General features: G+C 57.6%; 18 protein-coding genes and 2 pseudogenes. 8 read left to right on the top strand and 12 right to left on the bottom strand.

Going from position 1 to position 21,389, the window contains the following annotated elements; translation table 11 throughout:
* Window position 1: 1 nt before the first annotated feature.
* Window positions 2–1,402, bottom strand: coding sequence for an MFS transporter (locus tag MX657_RS09915; protein WP_119914771.1), 1,401 nt, complete (start codon window positions 1,400–1,402; stop codon window positions 2–4).
* Window positions 1,403–1,636: 234 nt separating this feature from the next.
* Window positions 1,637–4,015, bottom strand: coding sequence for a phosphoenolpyruvate synthase (ppsA, locus tag MX657_RS09910; protein ID WP_346808301.1), 2,379 nt, complete (start codon window positions 4,013–4,015; stop codon window positions 1,637–1,639).
* Between the two features lie 335 nt (window positions 4,016–4,350).
* On the opposite strand from ppsA, the gene ppsR reads away from it, so the two are divergent.
* The 8 genes from ppsR (at window position 4,351) to MX657_RS09870 (ending at window position 12,443) form a co-directional block, all read left to right on the top strand.
* Entirely contained in the window at window positions 4,351–5,184 is an 834-nt protein-coding gene (ppsR, locus tag MX657_RS09905; RefSeq protein ID WP_028012835.1) for a posphoenolpyruvate synthetase regulatory kinase/phosphorylase PpsR, read from the top strand.
* 152 nt (window positions 5,185–5,336) lie between these two features.
* Window positions 5,337–6,383 (top strand): 3-deoxy-7-phosphoheptulonate synthase AroH, encoded by a 1,047-nt coding sequence (gene aroH, locus MX657_RS09900; protein WP_119914772.1) that lies wholly within the window; start codon window positions 5,337–5,339, stop codon window positions 6,381–6,383.
* Window positions 6,384–6,565: 182 nt separating this feature from the next.
* Window positions 6,566–6,754, top strand: coding sequence for a hemin uptake protein HemP (hemP, locus tag MX657_RS09895; RefSeq protein ID WP_080327376.1), 189 nt, complete (start codon window positions 6,566–6,568; stop codon window positions 6,752–6,754).
* A gap of 72 nt (window positions 6,755–6,826) precedes the next feature.
* On the top strand, window positions 6,827–8,809 hold the full coding sequence (locus MX657_RS09890; protein WP_119914773.1) for a TonB-dependent hemoglobin/transferrin/lactoferrin family receptor: 1,983 nt from the start codon (window positions 6,827–6,829) through the stop codon (window positions 8,807–8,809).
* A 23-nt stretch (window positions 8,810–8,832) separates the two neighbouring features.
* Window positions 8,833–9,861 (top strand): hematinate-forming heme oxygenase ChuS, encoded by a 1,029-nt coding sequence (gene chuS / locus MX657_RS09885; RefSeq protein ID WP_346808298.1) that lies wholly within the window; start codon window positions 8,833–8,835, stop codon window positions 9,859–9,861.
* The gene (locus MX657_RS09880) at window positions 9,858–10,679 is read left to right on the top strand and encodes a heme/hemin ABC transporter substrate-binding protein (protein WP_346808296.1); all 822 of its coding nucleotides are present in this window, start codon (window positions 9,858–9,860) and stop codon (window positions 10,677–10,679) included. The genes chuS and MX657_RS09880 overlap by 4 nt, the downstream gene beginning before the upstream one ends.
* The gene (locus MX657_RS09875) at window positions 10,679–11,671 is read left to right on the top strand and encodes a FecCD family ABC transporter permease (protein ID WP_217479734.1); all 993 of its coding nucleotides are present in this window, start codon (window positions 10,679–10,681) and stop codon (window positions 11,669–11,671) included. Before MX657_RS09880 ends, MX657_RS09875 begins: the two co-directional genes overlap by 1 nt.
* Window positions 11,664–12,443 (top strand): heme ABC transporter ATP-binding protein, encoded by a 780-nt coding sequence (locus MX657_RS09870; RefSeq protein WP_346808294.1) that lies wholly within the window; start codon window positions 11,664–11,666, stop codon window positions 12,441–12,443. The genes MX657_RS09875 and MX657_RS09870 overlap by 8 nt, the downstream gene beginning before the upstream one ends.
* Here the strand turns inward: MX657_RS09870 and selO are convergent.
* The 10 genes and pseudogenes from selO to pheT all read right to left on the bottom strand — a co-directional run bounded on the left by selO (window position 12,440) and on the right by pheT (window position 21,384).
* A complete protein-coding gene (gene selO, locus MX657_RS09865) occupies window positions 12,440–13,882 on the bottom strand; it encodes a protein adenylyltransferase SelO (protein ID WP_346808292.1) in 1,443 nt (480 codons plus the stop codon). The two genes, MX657_RS09870 and selO, sit on opposite strands and share 4 nt — an antisense overlap.
* Before the next feature lie 61 nt (window positions 13,883–13,943).
* A pseudogene (locus tag MX657_RS09860) lies at window positions 13,944–14,471 on the bottom strand (EAL domain-containing protein); the annotation flags it as partial.
* 16 nt (window positions 14,472–14,487) lie between these two features.
* Window positions 14,488–15,185 (bottom strand): IS1 family transposase gene (locus MX657_RS09855; RefSeq protein WP_261300409.1). Its coding sequence is split into 2 segments (ribosomal slippage): window positions 14,488–14,936 and window positions 14,936–15,185, totalling 699 coding nucleotides; the frame shifts between segments, so codons are not numbered across the junction.
* A 53-nt stretch (window positions 15,186–15,238) separates the two neighbouring features.
* Window positions 15,239–15,436 (bottom strand): annotated as a pseudogene (locus tag MX657_RS09850) (EAL domain-containing protein); the annotation flags it as partial.
* A gap of 293 nt (window positions 15,437–15,729) precedes the next feature.
* Window positions 15,730–16,194, bottom strand: a complete 465-nt coding sequence (locus tag MX657_RS09845; protein ID WP_218728922.1) for a C40 family peptidase — start codon at window positions 16,192–16,194, stop codon at window positions 15,730–15,732.
* 74 nt (window positions 16,195–16,268) lie between these two features.
* Window positions 16,269–17,024, bottom strand: a complete 756-nt coding sequence (gene btuD, locus MX657_RS09840) for a vitamin B12 ABC transporter ATP-binding protein BtuD (RefSeq protein ID WP_346808290.1) — start codon at window positions 17,022–17,024, stop codon at window positions 16,269–16,271.
* Window positions 17,024–17,575 carry a glutathione peroxidase gene (locus MX657_RS09835; RefSeq protein ID WP_346808288.1) on the bottom strand — a complete coding sequence of 184 codons (552 nt, stop codon included), beginning with the start codon at window positions 17,573–17,575 and terminating at the stop codon, window positions 17,024–17,026. Before MX657_RS09835 ends, btuD begins: the two co-directional genes overlap by 1 nt.
* A gap of 34 nt (window positions 17,576–17,609) precedes the next feature.
* The gene (gene btuC / locus MX657_RS09830) at window positions 17,610–18,590 is read right to left on the bottom strand and encodes a vitamin B12 ABC transporter permease BtuC (protein WP_346808286.1); all 981 of its coding nucleotides are present in this window, start codon (window positions 18,588–18,590) and stop codon (window positions 17,610–17,612) included.
* Between the two features lie 102 nt (window positions 18,591–18,692).
* Complete coding sequence (gene ihfA, locus MX657_RS09825) at window positions 18,693–18,992, bottom strand: integration host factor subunit alpha (protein ID WP_003857805.1); 300 nt, start codon at window positions 18,990–18,992, stop codon at window positions 18,693–18,695.
* Window positions 18,993–18,996: 4 nt separating this feature from the next.
* The gene (gene pheT, locus MX657_RS09820; protein ID WP_346808283.1) at window positions 18,997–21,384 is read right to left on the bottom strand and encodes a phenylalanine--tRNA ligase subunit beta; all 2,388 of its coding nucleotides are present in this window, start codon (window positions 21,382–21,384) and stop codon (window positions 18,997–18,999) included.
* Between the last annotated feature and the right edge of the window lie 5 nt (window positions 21,385–21,389).

Below are 21,389 nucleotides of genomic sequence, written 5' to 3'. Positions count from 1 at the left end.
TTTACTCCTGTAGTGCGGAAGGGGTTGCCGGGCTAAGCTGCCCTGCGTCGGGTCTTACCTCACGCTTGCTGGCCAGCTCCCGGGCGATGGAATCCACCAGCCGGCTGTTGAGCTTATAGATGGAAAGCAGCGCCACCATGCAGAGGAACAGCGCGCACGGAATAAGGGTGAACAGCGCGTTGATGGTGGAGAGCACGTGTGGCGCCTGGGTGGCCTGACCGGGCGCGTAATCCACCATGCCGAGCACCCAGCCGACCACCGCTCCGCCCAGCGCCAGGCCAAACTTGATGGCAAACAGCGCGGTGGAGAAGACCAGCCCGTCCAGGCGGCGGCCGCTGCGATGCTCTTCGTAATCGACCACATCGGAGAACATGGTCCACTGCAGCGGCGTGGTGAGGTTCTGAATAAAACTAAAGACGATGTTAAGGCCAAAGATCAGCCACACCTGCGAAGGCGGCAGGAAGAAAATCAGCGCGCCGAAAATGACAAAGGAAATAATCGTCCACTGATAGGCGCGTACGCGGTCAAATTTCCCCAGCAGGCGTTCGGATAATAATGCGCCGCTTAACGAGGCCACCATCCCGGAAACAATAAAGGCAAAAACCAGTTCCGGGCGTAACAGCACATAGTTGACGTAATACATGGTGGCGGAGCCGCGCGTTACCACCGCCGTTAACAGCAAAATATTAAACACAAAAACAATACGCCACTGGCTGTTCCCGGCCAGCAGTTTTAAATCGGTAAGCATGGAGCCGGAGGTATCATTGCGCGGGGAATAACGCTCGCGGGTCATCAGGAAACAGCAGAAAAACAGCACAATCCCCAGCAGCCCCATCAGGCTCATGGCGTAGAAATAGCCTTTCTGCACGTTGCCCTGGCCCAACAATGAAACCAGCGGCAGGGCAATGACCGTCACAATTAACCCGCCGATAAACGACAGGCCAAAACGCCACGACTGCAGGGAGTGACGCTCGCGCGGATCCAGCGTCAGCGCGCCCGGCATCGCGCAGTAAGGCACGTTAATGGCGGAGTAAATCAGGCTTAAGATCGCGTAGGTCACGCAGGCATAGACAATTTTTGCCGTCGGCCCGACGTCCGGGACGTAGAAGGTAATAAGGCAGCTTACGCCAAAGGGAATAGCAAACCACAGCAGCCAGGGACGGAAACGACCGTGACGCGTCCGGGTGCGGTCGACCAGCGCGCCAATGCACGGGTCGACAAACGCATCCACCACGCGCACCACTAAAAACATGGTACCCATGATCGCGGCTGGCAAACCAAAAACGTCGGTATAGAAATAAGCAAGAAATAATGTGGCCGTTTGCCAGACCAGCGCGCTGGCCATATCGCCTAAGCCATAACCTATTTTATCTTTGGTACGCAATACAGAGGAGAGTGTCATTGTTATTTGCCTTTTTATCAGGTTAAAACGTATTTCAACCAGTTGCGCATCTTCCGAAGGGAAATGCGCAGTAAGGCTCAAGTATTAGCAACGTGTTGCGCACTAACAATTGTCTTAATTAACAGACAAATTATGATATTTGGTTTTTTAGTTTATTTGTGATGGGGAGCAAATTAGCGGTGAAATAAAAAAGGCGAGGAATAATATCCTCGCCTTTTTCCGGTCAGAATGGTGTTACTTGTTCAGTTCCGCCAGGCTCAGCCAGGTTTGCACTACGGTGTCCGGATTCAGGGACAGGCTATCGATCCCCTCTTCCATCAGCCAGGCGGCAAAGTCTTCATGGTCGGATGGACCCTGACCGCAAATCCCGACGTATTTATCCTGCTTCTTCGCCGCGCGGATGGACATGGAGAGCAGCGCTTTCACCGCCTCGTTACGTTCGTCGAACAGCTCGGAAACCACGCCGGAGTCGCGGTCCAGGCCCAGCGTCAGCTGCGTCATGTCGTTCGAACCAATGGAGAAGCCGTCGAAGTGCTCCAGGAACTGCTCGGCCAGCAGGGCGTTGGACGGGATCTCGCACATCATGATGATCTTCAGCCCGTTTTCGCCGCGCTTCAGCCCCTGACGCGCCAGTTCGTCCACCACCGCTTTCGCCTGATCCACGGTACGCACGAACGGGATCATGATTTCGACGTTGGTTAGCCCCATGTCGTTGCGCACGCGTTTCACCGCCTCGCACTCCAGCGCGAAGCAGTCGCGGAAGCTGTCGGACACGTAGCGTCCGGCGCCGCGGAAGCCCAGCATCGGGTTCTCTTCTTCCGGCTCGTAGCGCTCGCCGCCCACCAGGTTGGCGTATTCGTTAGACTTAAAGTCAGACAGACGCACAATTACGCGTTTCGGGTAGAACGCCGCGCCCAGCGTGGCGATCCCTTCGGTCAGACGCCCGACGTAGAACTCTTTCGGCGAGTCGTAGCCTTTCATCATCTCGCGGATTTCGTTCTGCAGCTTCGCGTCCTGGTCGTCAAACTCCAGCAGCGCGCGCGGGTGAACGCCGATCATGCGGTTAATGATGAATTCCAGACGCGCCAGGCCAACGCCTTCGTTCGGCAGGCAGGCGAAGTCAAACGCACGGTCCGGGTTGCCGACGTTCATCATGATCTTCAGCGGCAGGTCCGGCATGGTATCGACGCTGGAGCTCTTCACGCTGAAGTCAAGGATATCGGCATACACGTAGCCGGTATCGCCTTCGGCACAGGAGACGGTTACGTTCTGGCCGTCCTTCATGCGCTCGGTGGCGTCACCGCAGCCGACAACCGCAGGAATACCCAGCTCGCGCGCGATGATCGCCGCGTGGCAGGTACGACCGCCGCGGTTGGTGACGATAGCGGCCGCTTTCTTCATGATCGGTTCCCAGTCCGGGTCGGTCATGTCGGTCACCAGCACGTCGCCGGGCTCAATGCGGTTCATCTCGCTGATGTCGTGGATCACCTTGACCGGACCAGCACCAATGCGGTGACCGATGGCACGGCCTTCCGCCACGATTTTACCCTGCGCGTGCAGCGTATAACGCTCCATCACCTGGCCGCGAGAGCGAACGGTTTCCGGGCGCGCCTGAACGATAAACAGCTTGCCGGTGTTCCCGTCTTTCGCCCATTCGATATCCATCGGACGGCCATAGTGTTTTTCAATCTGCACCGCCTGCTTCGCCAGCTCCTGCACTTCGGCATCGGTCAGGGAGAAGCGGTCGCGCTGCTCCTGCGGCACATCTTCAATCTTAACCTGCTTGCCATGCTCCTGGGTCGGGGCATAGATCATGCGGATTTTTTTCGAGCCCATGGTGCGGCGCACCACCGCCGGACGGCCCGCGGCCAGCGTAGGCTTGTGAACATAGAATTCGTCAGGGTTCACCGCGCCCTGCACCACCATCTCACCCAGGCCCCATGCGGAGGTGATAAACACCACCTGGTCGAAGCCGGATTCTGTATCAATGGAGAACATCACCCCGGAGGAGCCCACGTCGGAGCGCACCATGCGCTGCACGCCCGCGGAGAGCGCCACGCCGCGATGGTCGTAGCCCTGGTGTACGCGATAGGAGATGGCGCGGTCGTTAAACAGGGAAGCAAACACGTGCTTCACCGCAACCAGCACCGCATCGTAACCCTGGACGTTCAGGAAGGTTTCCTGCTGCCCGGCAAACGAGGCGTCCGGCATATCTTCTGCGGTTGCAGAGGAACGCACGGCAAAGGAGGCCTGCGCATCGTCAGCGGAGAGCTGGTTGTACGCGTCGTGAATGGCTTTTTCCAGTTCCGGCTGGAAAGGTGTGTCGATGATCCACTGGCGGATCTGCGCCCCGGCTTTGGCAAGCTCGGTGACGTCATCAATATCCGTTTTATCCAGCAGGTCGTAAATGCGCTGGTTTACACCGCTCTGGTCTAAAAACAGGTTAAACGCATCGGCGGTCGTGGCAAACCCGTTTGGTACGGAAACACCCATACCGGACAGATTTGTAATCATTTCACCCAGGGAGGCATTTTTGCCCCCAACTCTGTCTACATCATTCATGCCGAGTTGGTTATACCAAAGCACCAGCGGTGACGAGCCATTGTTGGACATCGAAACAATCCTTTTGTGATATTTGATCGGAGTAAGTAACACCTGACTACGTATTTATACTGGCATATTTATTTGCGCTAAAAAAACGGTGAATCGTGTAAGCAATTTAAATTTTCAACTTTTCGGATAGTTTCCCACCAGCCAATAACCTGATGATTCCTCTATATTCAGTCAGAAACCCCAAAAATAAAGTCGCTATTTGAAAAATGAAATCCGCTTTTCAGGAAAATCAAAAACAGCGTTTCATTCATAATTAGGATAAGTTCTTTGCTGTGTAATTTACTTTTTTAATTTATGCTTTCAGACAATTACGTATGATATTCAGGGTGGGTAAAATGGATAATGCTGTCGATCGTCACGTTTTTTATATTTCTGATGGTACGGCGATCACCGCCGAGGTGCTGGGCCATGCGGTGATGTCGCAATTCCCCGTTTCGATTAACAGCATCACGCTGCCGTTTGTGGAAAATGAGAGCCGCGCCAAAGCGGTGAAGGACCAGATTGACGCCATCTTCCAGCAGACCGGCGTGCGCCCGCTGGTGTTCTACTCCATCGTTATTCCTGAGATTCGCCACATCATTCTGCAAAGTGAAGGCTTCTGCCAGGATATCGTGCAGGCGCTGGTGGCCCCACTCCAGAGCGAGCTGAAGCTTGACCCGACGCCTATCGCGCACCGCACCCACGGGCTGAACCCCGGCAACCTGACCAAGTACGACGCGCGTATCGCCGCCATTGACTACACCCTGGCGCACGACGACGGGATCTCGCTGCGCAATCTCGACCAGGCGCAGGTGATTTTGCTCGGCGTGTCGCGCTGCGGCAAAACGCCGACCAGCCTCTATCTGGCGATGCAGTTCGGCATCCGCGCCGCAAACTACCCCTTTATTGCGGACGATATGGATAACCTGGTGCTGCCCGCTGCGCTCAAGCCGCTGCAGCACAAGCTGTTCGGCCTGACGATCAACCCGGAACGTCTTGCGGCGATCCGCGAAGAGCGCCGCGAGAACAGCCGCTACGCCTCGATGCGCCAGTGCCGCATGGAGGTTTCCGAAGTGGAGGCGCTCTACCGCAAAAACCAGATCCCGTGGCTGAACAGCACTAACTATTCGGTAGAAGAGATTGCCACCAAAATTCTCGACATCATGGGGCTTAACCGCCGCATGTACTAATACGCTAGTACATTAGCTCAGATTCATGTATCATCCTTTTCAACAGCGGGGCGATGTCGCCCCGAACTTGAAATCAGCAGGGATTGGTTTAATGTGATGCCCATCACTTCCCGGTAGTCTGCCGATGAAGCAAAAATTTTCTGAGACACGTCATGAATAAAACCGATGAACTCCGCACTGCGCGCATAGACAGCCTGGTCACCCCGGCTGAGCTGGCCGAGCGGCACCCCGTTTCCGCCGCGGTCGCGGAACATGTGACGGCCTCCCGCCGCCGCATTGAAAAAATCCTCAATGGTGAAGACAAGCGTCTTCTGGTAGTGATTGGGCCCTGCTCCATCCACGATCTGGATGCCGCGATGGATTATGCAAAACGCCTTCAGGGGCTGCGGGATAAATACCAGCATCGCCTTGAGATTGTGATGCGCACCTACTTTGAAAAACCGCGCACCGTGGTGGGCTGGAAGGGGCTGATCTCCGACCCTGATCTTAACGGCAGCTACCGCGTGAACCACGGCATCGAGCTGGCGCGCAAGCTGCTGCTGCAGGTCAACGAGCTGGGCGTGCCGACGGCCACCGAGTTTCTTGATATGGTGACCGGGCAGTTTATCGCCGATCTCATCAGCTGGGGCGCGATTGGCGCGCGCACAACCGAAAGCCAGATCCACCGCGAAATGGCTTCGGCCCTCTCCTGTCCGGTCGGCTTTAAAAACGGGACCGACGGTAACACCCGGATTGCGGTCGATGCGATCCGCGCCTCGCGTGCCAGCCATATGTTCCTCTCACCGGATAAGAGCGGCCATATGACCATCTACCAGACCAGCGGTAACCCTTACGGGCATATCATTATGCGCGGTGGGAAGAAGCCTAATTACCATGCGGAAGATATCGCTGCCGCCTGTGAAACGCTGGCCGAATTCGACCTGCCGGAACATCTGGTGGTGGATTTCAGCCACGGTAACTGCCAGAAACAGCATCGCCGCCAGCTGGACGTCTGCGATGAGATCTGCCAGCAGATCCGCAGCGGCTCGACCGCCGTTGCCGGGATTATGGCCGAAAGCTTTATCAAAGAAGGCACGCAGAAAATCGTTGCCGGACAACAGATGGTGTACGGTCAGTCAATCACCGACCCGTGCCTGAGCTGGGAAGACAGCGAGCTGCTGCTGGAGAAGCTGGCAGCTGCGGTTGATTCACGCTTCTGATGTTATTGTCGGGTGGCGCCCTTCTCCCTCTCCCTTTGGGAGAGGGTTGAGGTGAGTGAATCAGGCCGCACCTCCCCCTAAATTTGATCCCGTCACACAATTTTCACAAAAACGCTTGCCGTGAATTTGCAGTTTATTGATAATGATTATCATTGTTACATTGATTGTTATTTATAAACATAATGTCACCTACGGATAACAGCGCGGCAACGCCAGCAAAAAAACACACAGCACCGTCCCCTGCCCCTGGCGATCGTCGTATCGACAGTAAAACCCTGCTGGGTGACGAGGGCCGGGTGATTATCGAGCATGACGGCCAGCACTACCTGCTGCGCCAGACCCATGCCGGAAAATTGATTCTCACAAAATAAACTAAACCCTTCGCCAGCCACCCAGGTGATCCCCAGGCAGCCAGCGCTTTCGATTCTTGATGGAGAGTTGCTATGCCACACCTGCAATCCGCACGTTTACGCCCGTCCCTTCTGGCGCTGGCGATTGTCAGCACCCTGCCGGGCATCGCGTTTGCTGCCGCAGATGAAATCACCGTCACCGCGACAGGCAACGCCCGTAGCGCCTTTGAAGCCCCGATGATGGTGAGCGTGATTGACGCCACCGCCCCGGAAAAACAGACCGCCAGCTCAGCCGCCGACCTGCTGCGCAACGTGCCCGGCCTGACGCTGGACGGCACCGGCCGCACCAACGGTCAGGACGTTAACCTGCGCGGCTACGATCGCCGCGGCGTGCTGGTGCTGGTCGACGGCGTACGTCAGGGTACCGACACCGGTCATCTCAACAGCACGTTCCTCGATCCGGCGCTGATCAAACGGATTGAAGTGGTGCGCGGGCCGTCTGCTCTGCTCTACGGCAGCGGCGCGCTGGGTGGCGTCATTTCCTATGATACCGTCGACGCCAACGATCTGCTGGAAGCGGGCAAAAACAGCGGATACCGCGTGTTTGGTACCGGCGCGACGGGGGATCACAGCCTCGGCCTGGGTGCCAGCGCCTATGGCCGTACCGATACCCTGGACGGTCTCGTGTCGTGGTCCAGCCGAGATCGCGGTGATATCCGCCAGAGTAACGGCGCGACGGCGCCAAACGACGAATCCATTAATAACATGCTGGCGAAAGGCAGCTGGAAGCTCGACCCGGCCCAGACGCTGAGCGGTGCGCTGCGCTACTACAACAACGCCGCGCAGGAGCCGAAAAACCCGCAAACTCCCGACGCCAACAGCAGCAATCCGATCACCGACCGCTCCACCATCCAGCGTGACGCGCAGCTTGGCTACCGCATTGCTCCCGAAGGGAACGACTGGCTGAACGCCGAGGCAAAAGTCTACTGGTCCGAAGCGCGCATTAACGCCCAGAACATCGACAGCACCGGCGAGTTCCGCAAACAGACAACTAAAGGCGGTAAGGTGGAAAACCGTACCCGCCTGTTCAGCGACTCCTTTGCCTCTCACCTTCTGACCTACGGCGGGGAATACTACCGTCAGGAGCAGCATCCGGGCGGGGCCACCACCGGCTTCCCGGAGGCGAAAATCGACTTCAGCTCCGGCTGGCTGCAGGATGAGATCACCCTGCGCGATCTGCCGGTGACCCTGCTGGGCGGCACACGCTATGACAACTACCGCGGCAGCAGCGACGGCTACAACGATGTGGATGCCGATAAGTGGTCATCCCGCGCCGGGTTAACCGTCAGCCCAACCGACTGGCTGATGCTGTTCGGCTCTTACGCACAGGCCTTCCGCGCGCCGACCATGGGCGAGATGTATAACGATGCCAAACACTTCTCCATCGGCAGGTTTTACACTAACTACTGGGTGCCTAACCCGAACCTGCGCCCGGAAACCAACGAAACGCAGGAGTTTGGTTTCGGCCTGCGCTTTGACGACCTGATGCTCGCCAACGACGCGCTGGAGTTCAAGGCCAGCTATTTCGATACCAAAGCCAAAGACTACATCTCCACTACCGTCAATTTTGCCGCGGCGACCACCATGTCGTACAACGTCCCGAATGCAAAAATCTGGGGCTGGGACATGATGGCAAAATACTCTGCCGACCTCTTCAGCCTCGATCTGGCCTATAACCGCACGCGCGGAAAAGACACCGATACGGGCGAGTATATCTCCAGCATTAACCCGGACACCGTCACCAGCAAGCTGGACATTCCGGTAGCGCAAAGCGGTTTCTCCGTGGGCTGGATCGGCACCTTTGCCGATCGTTCAACCCACGTCAGCAGCAGCTACAGCAAACAGCCGGGCTATGCGGTCAACGATTTCTACGTCAGCTACAAAGGCCAGGAGCAGCTCAAGGGCATCACCACCACGCTGGTGCTCGGCAACGCCTTCGACAAAGAGTACTGGTCTCCGCAGGGTATTCCGCAGGACGGTCGTAACGGTAAGATTTTCGTGAGTTATCAGTGGTAACGCATATTGAGAAGGAAGAGACAATGAATCACTACACACGCTGGCTTGAGCTAAAAGAAGACAATCCGGGTAAATACGCGCGCGACATCGCTGGGTTAATGAACATCAGCGAAGCGGAGCTGACCTTTGCACGCGTGGGCCATGACGCCTGGCGACTGCACGGTGAAATCCGCGAGATTTTAGGCGCGCTGGAAGCCGTGGGCGAAACCAAGTGTATCTGCCGCAACGAATACGCCGTTCACGAGCAGTTGGGCAGATTCACCAACCAGCATCTTAAAGGTCACGCCGGGCTGGTGCTGAACCCGCGCGCGCTGGATCTACGCCTGTTCCTCAACCAGTGGGCGAGCGCGTTCCACATCAGCGAAACCACCGCCCGCGGCGAACGGCAGAGCATTCAGTTCTTCGATCGTCAGGGCGATGCCCTGCTGAAGGTCTACACCACGGATAACACCGACCTCGCCGCCTGGGGCGACGTGCTGACCCGCTTTATTTTTGCCGATAACCCACCGCTTGAGCTGAAGGCTGCCGATGCGCCCGCTCACGCGGAACACGCAGATGCCGCTCTGGTGGACAAAGAGTGGCGCGCCATGACCGACGTGCACCAGTTCTTCAGTCTGCTGAAGCGCCACAACCTCAGCCGCCAGCAGGCGTTTCGCCTGGTGGGTGATGACCTCGCCTGTAAAGTCGAGAACAGCGCGCTGGCACAGCTGCTGGAAACCGCGCGTCAGGACGGGAACGAAATCATGATCTTCGTGGGCAACCGCGGCTGCGTGCAGATCTTCACCGGCGCGGTGGAAAAAGTCGTGCCGATGAAAGGCTGGCTGAACATCTTCAACCCAGCCTTTACCCTGCACCTGCTTGAGGAGACGATCGCGGAGAGTTGGGTGACACGTAAGCCGACGGCTGACGGTCACGTCACCAGCCTGGAGCTGTTTGCCGCCGACGGCACGCAAATCGCCCAGCTTTACGGCCAGCGTACCGAAGGCGAACCGGAGCAGAGCCAGTGGCGCAGCCAGATTGACGCCCTGACGCCAAAAGGGCTGGCCGCATGAAAACGTGGTTAGCCCTGCTGAGCGCCCTGCCTCTGGTGGCGTTTGCCGCCGCACAGGAGAAAATTGTCACCCTCGGCGGCGACGTGACCGAGATTGTCTATGCGCTTGGCGCGCAGTCTTCACTGGTCGCGCGCGACAGCACCAGCCAGTGGCCGCAGGCGGCAAACGATCTGCCTGACGTGGGGTATTTACGTCAGCTAAACGCCGAAGGCATTTTGTCCGTGCGCCCCACGCTGGTGCTGGCCAGCGCTCAGGCGCAACCGTCGCTGGCGCTAAAGCAGGTTGCACAAAGTCACGTCAGGGTGGTTACCGTTCCCGGCCGCAAAGATCTGAGCGTCATTGAGGAAAAGGTTCGCGTGATTGCCGACGCCACGCACCGTGAAGCCGAGGGGGAAGCCCTGTGCAACACGCTGCGTCAGGCGCTGGCGGCGCTGCCCTCAGCGTCCCTCAACAAACGGGTGCTGTTTATCCTCAACCATGGAGGAATGACCGCAATGGCCGCCGGACAGCAGACCGGCGCAGACGCCGCCATTCGTGCCGCCGGGCTACAGAACGCCATGCAGGGTTTCACCCGCTATCAGCCACTGTCGCAGGAGGGCGTGATTGCCAGCCAGCCCGATCTGGTGGTGATTTCGCAGGACGGCATGAACGCGCTGGGCGGCGAGGAAAATCTGTGGAAGCTGCCCGGTCTGGCGCAAACTACAGCGGGACGGAACAGGCAGGTGCTGGCGATTGATGATATGGCGCTGCTGGGCTTCAGCGTGCGAACGCCGGAAGCCATCCAGCGGCTGCGCGCCAAAGCGGAGCAACTGCCCTGATGTCCCGGCGCATCAACCTGTCGCTATGGATGCTGACTGCGATCCTGAGCATCATGACGCTGGCGGCAACCGGGTTTGGAGCATTACACCTGCCGGTCAGCCTGCTGTGGAGCGGCAGCGATGAGGCGCTGCGTCAGATCTGGCTTACCATTCGCCTGCCCCGCGTACTGCTGGCGCTGGTGATTGGCGGCTCGCTGGCGCTGGCGGGGTGTGTGATGCAGGGATTGTTCCGCAACCCGCTGGCGGACCCGGGTTTGCTGGGGATCAGCAGCGGCGCGGCGCTGGCGGTGGCGCTGTGGGTGGTCATTCCGATCGCGTTACCTGCCCTGATGATGCTGTATGCACCGATGCTTGCGGCGTTCCTCGGCGCACTGGCCGCAACCGTGATGATCTTCCTGCTCAGCCAGCAGCGTAACAGTTCCCTGTCCCGCCTGTTGTTGGTGGGGATCGCCATTAACGCCCTGTGCGGCGCGGCCGTCGGCGTGCTCTCCTGGCTCAGCAATGATGCCCAGCTTCGTCAGCTTTCACTCTGGGGGATGGGCAGTCTCGGCCAGGCGCAGTGGTCCACCCTGCTTGCGGTGACGTCGCTGATGGTGCCTGCGGTTCTGGCTATCTGGCGGCTGGCAGGCCCGCTCAACCTGCTGCAGCTGGGCGAAGAAGAAGCGCACTACCTCGGGGTGGATGTTGCCACGGTGCAGCGGATCCTGCTGCTGTGCAGCGCCCTGCTGGTCGCCGCGGCGGTGGCCGTCAGCGGCGTGATCGGCTTCGTTGGCCTTGTGGTGCCGCACCTGATGCGCATGTGGCTGGGAGCCGACCACCGGGCCGTCGTCCCCGGCTCGGTGCTGGCCGGTGCGCTGCTGTTGCTGGTTGCCGATACGCTGGCGCGCACGCTGGCCGCCCCGGCGGAAATCCCCGTCGGCTTGCTGACCAGCCTTCTCGGCGCGCCGTGGTTCCTGTGGCTTATCTTTCGTCGCGGAGGTACGCATGGCTGAGCGCTATTGTGCAGAGAACATTTTCTTTCACGCCGGACAACGGACGCTGATCGACGACGTTTCGCTTACCCTGTCTCAGGGTGAGCTGGTCGCGCTGATTGGCCCCAACGGCGCCGGAAAATCGACATTATTGCGGCTGCTCACTGGCTATCTCAAACCGGCAAGCGGGCGGTGCACTCTGGCAGGTACGCCGCTTGCGGCCTGGCCGCCGAATACCCTCGCCCGCTACCGGGCGGTGATGCGCCAGAATACACAGCCAGGGTTCGACTGGCCGGTGGACGCGGTGGTCGGAATGGGTCGTGCCCCGTGGACTCGTATCCCTGAAGCGTCGGTGGTTGAGGAGGTCATGGCAATTACCGGCTGTTTACCGCTGGCGGGCAGGCAGTACGCGGCGCTCTCCGGTGGCGAGCAACAGCGGATACAGCTCGCCCGCGCGCTGGCCCAACTCTGGTGCGACGGCGCTCCGCGCGGCTGGCTGTTTCTTGATGAACCCACCTCCGCGCTGGATCTCTATCACCAGCAGCACCTGCTGCGCCTGCTGAAATCCCTGACCCGCCGGGGTCATCTTCACGTCTGCGTGGTACTGCACGATCTGAATCTGGCGTCACTGTGGGCGGATCGTATCCTGCTACTGCATGACGGCAGACTGGTCTCCCGGGGTGCACCGGAAGATGTATTGCAGGCCGGGGAGGTGGCGCGCTGGTACGGCGCGCAGGTGCTCGTCGGCAGCCACCCGGCTCACCCCGTGCCGCAGGTGTTTCTTGCGCCCTAGCTTGAGCAGCTGACCTCCAGCCGCTTGCCCCAGTCCGGCGGGCGGCTGACATAGTCATCATCCCGGTCGGCAAACGGCGTGCGCAGCGCCAGGTGCAGGCGGTGCAACTCGTCGTACTCCCCCTGCTCTGCCCGCTCAATCGCCCGCTGCGCCAGCCAGTTGCGCAACACCATCGCCGGGTTCGTCGCGTTCATCTGCATCTGCCGCGCGGTGTCGTCTACCTGCTCCTGCTGCAGCCGCGAGCGGTAACCTGCAAACCAGTCGTCAAACGCCTGACGGTCGATAAACTCGTCGCGCAGCGGAGAGGCGGCGCTGTGCTGCTCCGTCTGGCCCAGCATCCGGAAAGTGCGGGTATAGTCGCTTCCCTCACGCGCCATCAGCGCAAACAGGCCGTTGAGGATGTCGTTATCGCCCTTCTCCTGAGTCGTCAGCCCCAGCTTATTGCGCATCAGCGTGCCGTATTCCCGCAGCAACATGTCCTGATAGCTGTCGAGCGCGTCATTCAGGGCATCGACGTCAATAAACGGCGACAAAGTTTGCGCAAGACGCTGCAGGTTCCACAGCCCAACCGCGGGCTGATTGTCAAAGCTGTAACGCCCCTGATAGTCGGAGTGGTTACAGATGTACCCCGGCTGATAATCATCAAGGAAACCAAACGGACCGTAATCAAAGGTCAGGCCGAGGATCGACATGTTATCCGTGTTCATCACGCCATGAGCAAAGCCTACCGTTTGCCAGCGCGCAATCATCGTGGCGGTACGGGCAACCACGTCACGGAACCAGAGAACGTATTTATCCGCCTCATCCTGCAGGTGCGCCCAGTGGTGGCGAATGGCGAAGTCGGCGAGCTGGCGAACCTTGTCCGGCTCGCGGCGATAGTAAAAGTGCTCAAAATGTCCAAAGCGCAGATGGCTTTGCGCAATGCGCATCAGCATCGCCCCTTTTTCTACCGTTTCGCGCACAACCGGCGTGTCGCTGGTGACGATCGACAGCGCGCGCGTAGTAGGAATGCCCAGCGCATGCATCGCTTCGGATGCCAGGCTCTCGCGAAGAGTTGAACGCAGCACCGCGCGCCCGTCGCCCATGCGTGAATAAGGGGTAAGACCCGCGCCTTTCAGGTGCCAGTCAACCGTCTCCCCGTTGGGAAGCCGCTGTTCGCCGAGCAGGATCCCCCTGCCGTCGCCCAGCTGTCCCGCCCAGACGCCAAACTGGTGTCCGCTATAGACCTGAGCCAGAGGCTGCATACCGGCGAGAAGCGTTTCACCTCCCCAGACGCCAGCGCTCTCAGAACGCTGAAACAGGTCGGGCGGAATGGCCAGTTCTTCGGCCAGCAAATCGTTATGCCAGATAAGACGTGAATTATGTAACGGTGTTGGTTTGAGTGCGGTATAAAAGCCGGGCAACTCGTCATGCCAGTGAGCAGTAAAAGACAGGGTCATAAGTCCTCCTGCTTTTAGTGTAGAGGGTTTACCCGGACTTAAACACGGGCGAAAGGCAGGGTTATCGCTGCTGAACCAGCGTGGTAACGTGCTCCGCAGACACGGCAGGCCAGAGCGCGCCCTGCATGGCGCCAAAATTGAAGGACAGAACGCGCTGCAGCAGACCGTGGTCGTCGATGCCGGAGACAATCACCGACTGGCAGTGCGGCGTTATTTGCCAGAGGATAGCGCGCATAAAAGGCTCAAAAGAGAGCTCAGAGGCGCGCTGCTGGATGAACCCTTTATCAAGAATGACCCGTTTAAATAATCCATCATAAACCGCTTTGAGCGATGCGGCGCCTGCACCAAAGTTTGCCAGGACCAGCGGGAAATGGATTGCCATTCTCGCCAGTTGCAGATCGTCCTTTCCGTTATTTAAACCTGGATAGTTCTCATTAACAGTAAACTCAAGAAATGGATAACGCTCAAGGATTGAAACAGCGTTCCCATTACTTAATAAAAACTCAACTATTGCAGGTGTAATATTGATCCATGCAATTAACTGATGCTGAATAAAAAACAGTTTGCAGGTATCAAGCAATTGCAGTTTTGGTAATGACTCCAACTTACTGATAGTGTTTTATGTTCAGATAATGCCCGATGACCTTGTCATGCAGCTCCACCGATTTTGAGAACGACAGTGACTTCCGTCCCAGCCTTGCCAGATGTTGTCTCAGATTCAGGTTATGTCGCTCAATGCGCTGAGTGTAACGCTTGCTGATAACGTGCAGCTTTCCCTTCAGGCGTGATTCATACAGCGGCCAGCCATCCGTCATCCATACCACGACCTCAAAGGCCGACAGCAGGCTCAGAAGACGCTCCAGTGTGGCCAGAGTGCGTTCACCGAAGACGTGCGCCACAACCGTCCTCCGTATCCTGTCATACGCGTAAAACAGCCAGCGCCGACGTGATTTAGCACCGACGTAGCCCCACTGTTCGTCCATTTCAGCGCAGACAATCACATCACTGCCCGGTTGTATGCGCGAGGTTACCGACTGCGGCCTGAGTTTTTTAAGTGACGTAAAACCGTGTTGAGGCCAACGCCCATAATGCGTGCACTGGCGCGACATCCGACGCCATTCATGGCCATATCAATGATTTTCTGATGCGTACCGGGCTGAGAGGCGGTGTAAGTGAACTGTAGTTGCCATGTTTTACGGCAATGAGAGCAGAGATAGCGCTGATGTCCGGCAGTGCTTTTGCCGTTACGCACCACGCCTTCAGTAGCGGAGCAGGAAGGACATCTGATGGAAATGGAAGCCACGCAAGCACCTTAAAATCACCATCATACACTAAATCAGTAAGTTGGCAGCATTACCGCAGTTTTTCGTTAAACAGCGCTAACTCTTCCTCCGCTGAAAGCCGGGGGATAACGAGCTCAGTGGGGATCCTCACATCGGTACCGACGCCAGTAAAGTTAACCAGTATTTCTAAACCTTTTAGCTCACCGGCGCTATTACGTGCAGGCAGGAGCATCAGTTCAGACTGGTAAGCATTATCTAGCGTAATAATCATTGCACTCGCCCCGCATTAAAGATGAGAGAGGACATCCTGGAGCAATTGCTGACACAATTCCACTGTCTTGATTTTAATAAGTTTAATTTCATTAGTTCCGTATTAATTTTCAGATTTATCCCTGAATCTAAAATAATCTTATCCTGGTTACCGAATAATAGCCAGTTTTAGATAAAACAGACACATAAGGACGTCGCTAATTTTAGGTAAATTTAACTTTAATCAGCTTAATTGAGAAAAAAACGGCATGGTTTAATAGTTACCATGCCAACATAAAAGACGTGTGCGGCAGACTAAATACGTCGTGCCTGCCAGAAATTTTTACGCCAGTACACATTATCAAGAGAAGAGCGCATCACTCCCCGGCTTGTCGAGGCATGAATAAACTGGTTGTCCGTATCATAAATGCCAACATGAAGGCCGCTTTCACCCGAGCCGGTTTTGAAAAACACTAGGTCTCCGGGCAGCAGATCGTCTTTATCAATTTCTGTGCCGATTTCCGCCTGCCTGCGCGTTTCTCGCGGCAGCTTTAAATCGAACTTGTCGCGAAACGTCATCAGGACAAAACCTGAGCAGTCCACGCCGCCGCGGCTCATGCCGCCGTAGCGATAAGGCGTGCCGCGCCAGTTGCTCAGCTGATCGTTAAGGCTGGCAATGACGGTGATAGAATCTGAAAGCCGTGGGTTGGGCGGCGGTGCACGATGGCTACTGCATCCTGCAAGAAAGAGTGCCGCTGTCAGGAGAAACCAGAATCGCATTTTCAGACGAATCCTCTGCTTTTATTGTTCTTTCGGTAATTTAGCGTGCAATCGTGCTAACAGGCAAGAAACGGTTACTCTTGTCCGGTAGAAATCAGCATCTTATGTCCCTCTATATCCAGCCTGCGGAACGCCATATTGTAGGCGCGGGCAAGATTCGGCGGCGTAAGAACCTGCTCCCGCGTACCGCTGGCGATCATCCTGCCGTGCGACAGTAGCCACACCCGGTGGGCGTGACGCAACGTATGGTTCAGGTCATGGCTACTCATGACCACGGCAATGCCTGCCCGGCTCAGCGCGCTTAACAAATTATCCAGCGCCGCCTGCTGGGCGACATCCAGACCGCTCATCGGTTCATCCAGCAGCAGCATTCGCCCGTGAGGATTGCCTGCGGGATGGATCTGCAGAACAACCGCCGCCAGACGCACCCGCTGCCATTCACCACCGGAAAGCTGGCTGGCGTGCCGGGACAGCTTATCGTCCAGCCCTAATGCCGCAGCCACCTCAGCAAGCAGCGCCGTATTCTGTTTGTCGTGCAGATGCAGCATCAGATAATGCCAGACCGGCATCGCAAAAGGGGGCACCTGCTGCTGAACAAGATAGCTGCGCCGGTGGGCCAGCGAGGCGGGTGACCAGTCAGCAAGGTTATGCTCAAGCAGGACGATCTGCCCTTCCCCGGTCGTCAGGCCCGCCATGCGCGCCAGCAGCGTGCTTTTTCCGGCACCGTTGGGGCCCACCAGATGGAGGATTTCGCCCGTACTGATGGCGCAGGTGATCGGCTCAAGACGCCCCTTCTCGGCGACGTCCGTGAGCTGCATCAGCAGTGACATTATTTCGCCAGCGCCAGCTTGATAGATTCCATAACAATCGGATCTTCAGGCGTCATATCCGGGGAAAAACGCTGAACGACCTGGCCGTCGCGGCCAATCAGGAATTTTTCGAAGTTCCACAAAATGTCGTCCGGATAAAGCGGCGCGCGGCCTTTGCTGGCCATACGTTCGTAAAAACCGCTTCCTTCCGGCGCAACGGCCTTCGGCGCGGCGGCAATCAGCTTCGCATACAGCGGGTGGCGGTCTTCACCGTTGACATCAATTTTGCTGAACATCGGGAACGTCACGCCATAGGTGGTGCTGCAGAAGGTTTTGATCTCTTCTTCGCTGCCCGGCTCCTGGCCCAGGAACTGGTTGCACGGGAAGCCAAGCACGGTAAAACAGTCTTTTTCCCAGGCCTTCTGAATGTTTTCCAGCTGCTCGTACTGCGGCGTCAGGCCGCATTTAGAGGCCACGTTTACGATGAGCAGCACGTTGCCTTTGTAGCCTTCCAGCGTAGTGTTATCGCCATCAATGGTGGTCACTTCAGTATTCAGGATGTCTGACTGCATAGCATTCCCTCAGGTTGTTTTACGGCTAGTTGATTTAACGTCCGGCTTTTAATAGTAGCCAGATAAAGACCGGCGCGCCCAGCGTGGCGGTCACCACGCCGATGGGCAGCTCTGCGGCCGTCAGGGCAAGCCGGGCGATGATATCGGCCACCAGCAGCGTACCCGCCCCGGCAACGGCCGAAGCCGGAAGCAAGGTTCGGTGATCTGTAAAACCGCACAGGCGCAGCATATGCGGGATAACCAGCCCGATAAAGCCAATCGCCCCCGCCAGGGCCACGCTGACGCCCACCAGCCAGCCAATGGCAATCACCAGCACATTACGCCAGAATCCAATCGGCATGCCGAGCTGACGGGCAGAGATTTCCCCCAGCGCGAGCATGTTCAGTGGCTGCGCCTGCAGGGCTGTCCATAAGATGACGGGAACCAGAAGCGCCATCAGCCAGCCCTGGTGCCAGTCAACGCCACCAAAGCCCCCCATCATCCAGTACATCAGTTGGCGCAGGTCAAAGGAGGTCGAGAAGTAAACCGCCCAGGTCATCAGCGCGCTACAGATGATCCCCAGCGCCACCCCGGCCAGCAGCAGCCGGCTGGTCGACAGGTGCCGTCTGGCGAAGCGCAGGAGGATCAGCGTAATCAGCAGTGCGCCGAGAATGGCGCTCAGGCTAATTCCCCAACCGGAGAGCTCTCCCCCACCCAGCATCACCGCCGCAATCAGCCCGACGCCTGCACCGTTCGAAACCCCGAGAAGCCCGGGCTCCGCCAGCGGATTTTCAAACAGCGCCTGCATAATGGCACCCGACAGTGCCAGCGCAGCGCCGACCAGGATCACCGCAACGGTGCGCGGCAGACGAATTTGCCAGACGAAAAGCTGCCCGTCGGGGCCCAGCCAGCTTTCAGGCCCGATCCAGCTGTCACCCGCGCAGAGACTCACGCCTGCGGCGAGAATGAGCAGCAGCACCAGCAAAAGCAGGCGACGCCGGTCGGATAGGTGCTGGCGATGAGCATAATCAAGCATGTGTACGGTTTGTTAGCGAGTGATGTAATTGATTTTACGGCGGGTTTGCCGGAGAGCGCAAAGAAAAAAGGCCGCGTGGGCGGCCTTTTTAGTTAGTTCATATTACTCTGCTTTGGGCGTTGCGTTTTCGACACGGCTTTTTAACTTCTGGCCGGGTCTGAAGGTCACCACGCGGCGGGCTGTAATGGGAATATCTTCCCCCGTCTTCGGGTTACGGCCCGGACGTTGGTTTTTGTCTCGCAAATCAAAATTGCCAAAACCGGAGAGTTTTACCTGCTCACCATTTTCCAGAGCACGACGGATCTCTTCGAAAAACAGCTCTACCAGCTCTTTGGCATCCCGTTTGCTAAGCCCAAGCTTATCAAACAGATATTCTGACATTTCAGCTTTTGTAAGCGCCATAGGTTCAATCCCTCAATGATGCCTGGAATCGCTCTTTTAATGCCTCTACACATTTGGCGACGGTAGCGGCAATCTCCTCTTCTTCGAGTGTACGGCTGGTATCCTGAAGGATCAGGCTGATAGCGAGGCTCTTGAAACCTTCTGCTACGCCCTTGCCGCGGTACACGTCAAATAAGTTTACGCCAACTACCTGATTTACGCCAACTTTCTTACATTCGGCCAAAATATCTGCTGCGGGCACGTTTTCAGCCACCACAACCGCGATATCACGGCGGTTTGCCGGGAAGCGTGAGACGTCCTGAGCCTGAGGGATCACACGGTCTGCGACCGGGCTCCACTCCAGCTCGAACACGATGGTACGGCCATTCAGGTCCAGTTTGCGCTCCAGCTCAGGGTGCACAACACCAATGAAACCAACGCGTTTGCCGTCCAGATAGATGGCCGCACTCTGGCCCGGATGCAGGGCTGGAATCGCTTCTGCGCGGAATTCAATTTCAGATAATTTACCGGTCAGATCCAGAATCGCTTCCAGATCGCCCTTCATATCGTAGAAATCAACCGTGCCTTTTGCCAGGTCCCAGTGCTCTTCATAGCGGTTACCGCTGATGGCACCAGCCAGCATGAGATCCTGACGGATGCCTAAATTTGCCTGATTATCTGGCACAAAGCGCAAACCGCTTTCGAAAATTCGCACGCGGTTTTGCTGGCGATTCTGGTTGTAAACGATAGTGCCCAGCAGGCCCGTCCACAGGGAAAGACGCATCGCGGACATTTCGCTGGAGATTGGGCTTGGCAGGATCAGCGCTTCCTGACCTGGGTGGATCAGCTGCTGCAGCTTAGGATCCACGAAGCTGTAGGTGATCACTTCCTGGTAGCCTTTGTCGTTCAGCATGGTTTTCACACGCTTCAGGGACAGATCGGCTTCACGGTGGGTGCCCATCACCAGGCCCGCCTGGACAGGCTCGTCAGGGATGTTGTTGTAGCCATAAACACGGGCCACTTCTTCCACCAGATCTTCTTCGATCTCCATGTCGAAACGCCAGGATGGTGCAACGGCTTTCCACTCGTCCTTACCTTCTGTCACTTCACAGCCCAGACGCGTCAGAATGTCGGTCACCTGCGCATCGGCAACGTGATGACCAATCAGGCGATCCAGCTTGCTGCGGCGCAGGGTAATGGTCGCACGCTTCGGCAGCGTCGCGTCGTTGGTAACGTCGATAACCGGGCCCGCTTCACCGCCGCAGATGTCGATCAGCAGGCGGGTTGCTCGCTCCATCGCTTTGTACTGCAGCGCCGGGTCAACGCCACGCTCGTAGCGGTGAGACGCATCGGTATGCAGGCCGTGACGGCGCGCGCGGCCGGTGATGGAAAGCGGGCTAAAGAACGCGCATTCCAGCAGGACGTTTTGCGTTTCGTCGTTGACGCCAGAGTGTTCGCCACCGAAGATACCGCCCATCGCCAGCGCTTTGCTGTGGTCGGCAATCACCAGGGTGTCGGCGTTCAGTTTGGCTTCGCTGCCGTCCAGCAGCACCAGGGTTTCGCCCTCTTTCGCCATGCGCACAACGATGCCGCCGTCGATACGATCTTTATCGAACGCGTGCATCGGCTGGCCCAGCTCCAGCAGAACGTAGTTAGTCACGTCAACCACGGCGTCGATAGAGCGGATACCGCAGCGGCGCAGCTTCTCTTTCATCCACAGCGGGGTTGGCGCTTTCACGTTGATGCCTTTCACCACGCGACCGAGGTAGCGCGGGCACGCGTCAGCAGCGTCAACCTGAATCGGCAGCACGTCAGTGATGGTCGCTTCAACCGGCGCAATGTCCGGCGCGTTCAGCTCGGTCTGGTTCAGCACGGCCACGTCGCGGGCCACGCCGATAATGCCTAAGCAGTCGGCACGGTTTGGCGTGACGCTGATTTCGATGGTGTTGTCATCAAGCTTCAGGTATTCGCGGATATCGGTACCGACTGGCGCATCCAGCGGCAGCTCAATGATGCCGTTGTGGTCGTCGGAAATACCCAGCTCGGAGAAGGAGCACAGCATGCCTTCAGACGGCTCACCGCGCAGCTTAGCCGCTTTGATTTTGAAGTCACCCGGCAGCACGGCACCCACGGTCGCCACGGCCACTTTCAGACCCTGGCGGCAGTTTGGCGCACCGCAGACGATGTCCAGCAGACGGTCGCCGCCAACGTTCACTTTTGTTACGCGCAGTTTGTCGGCGTTAGGGTGCTGGCCACACTCGACCACTTCGCCCACCACGACGCCGGTGAAAGCGCCAGATACAGGATCTACGCCATCAACTTCCAGGCCCGCCATGGTGATCTGGTTGGAAAGTGCGTCGCTGTCCAGCGTGGTGTTAACCCACTCGCGTAACCACAGTTCACTGAATTTCATTGTTC

The sequence above is a fragment of the Enterobacter chuandaensis genome, from assembly GCF_039718975.1.
GTDB classification, from domain to species: Bacteria; Pseudomonadota; Gammaproteobacteria; order Enterobacterales; family Enterobacteriaceae; genus Enterobacter; species Enterobacter chuandaensis.
This window is presented reverse-complemented; position numbering and strand designations above follow the sequence as displayed.

Coding starts and splice junctions, on each gene's coding strand:
- btuC (WP_346808286.1), bottom strand. CDS start 18,590: ATGCTTGATTATGCTCATCGCCAGCACCTATCCGACCGGCGTCGCCTG.
- MX657_RS09835 (WP_346808288.1), bottom strand. CDS start 17,575: ATGCAGTCAGACATCCTGAATACTGAAGTGACCACCATTGATGGCGAT.
- aroH (WP_119914772.1), top strand. CDS start 5,337: ATGAATAAAACCGATGAACTCCGCACTGCGCGCATAGACAGCCTGGTC.
- ihfA (WP_003857805.1), bottom strand. CDS start 18,992: ATGGCGCTTACAAAAGCTGAAATGTCAGAATATCTGTTTGATAAGCTT.
- MX657_RS09880 (WP_346808296.1), top strand. CDS start 9,858: ATGAAAACGTGGTTAGCCCTGCTGAGCGCCCTGCCTCTGGTGGCGTTT.
- MX657_RS09890 (WP_119914773.1), top strand. CDS start 6,827: ATGCCACACCTGCAATCCGCACGTTTACGCCCGTCCCTTCTGGCGCTG.
- pheT (WP_346808283.1), bottom strand. CDS start 21,384: ATGAAATTCAGTGAACTGTGGTTACGCGAGTGGGTTAACACCACGCTG.
- ppsA (WP_346808301.1), bottom strand. CDS start 4,015: ATGTCCAACAATGGCTCGTCACCGCTGGTGCTTTGGTATAACCAACTC.
- hemP (WP_080327376.1), top strand. CDS start 6,566: ATGTCACCTACGGATAACAGCGCGGCAACGCCAGCAAAAAAACACACA.
- MX657_RS09845 (WP_218728922.1), bottom strand. CDS start 16,194: ATGCGATTCTGGTTTCTCCTGACAGCGGCACTCTTTCTTGCAGGATGC.
- chuS (WP_346808298.1), top strand. CDS start 8,833: ATGAATCACTACACACGCTGGCTTGAGCTAAAAGAAGACAATCCGGGT.
- btuD (WP_346808290.1), bottom strand. CDS start 17,024: ATGTCACTGCTGATGCAGCTCACGGACGTCGCCGAGAAGGGGCGTCTT.
- selO (WP_346808292.1), bottom strand. CDS start 13,882: ATGACCCTGTCTTTTACTGCTCACTGGCATGACGAGTTGCCCGGCTTT.
- ppsR (WP_028012835.1), top strand. CDS start 4,351: ATGGATAATGCTGTCGATCGTCACGTTTTTTATATTTCTGATGGTACG.
- MX657_RS09915 (WP_119914771.1), bottom strand. CDS start 1,402: ATGACACTCTCCTCTGTATTGCGTACCAAAGATAAAATAGGTTATGGC.
- MX657_RS09870 (WP_346808294.1), top strand. CDS start 11,664: ATGGCTGAGCGCTATTGTGCAGAGAACATTTTCTTTCACGCCGGACAA.
- MX657_RS09875 (WP_217479734.1), top strand. CDS start 10,679: ATGTCCCGGCGCATCAACCTGTCGCTATGGATGCTGACTGCGATCCTG.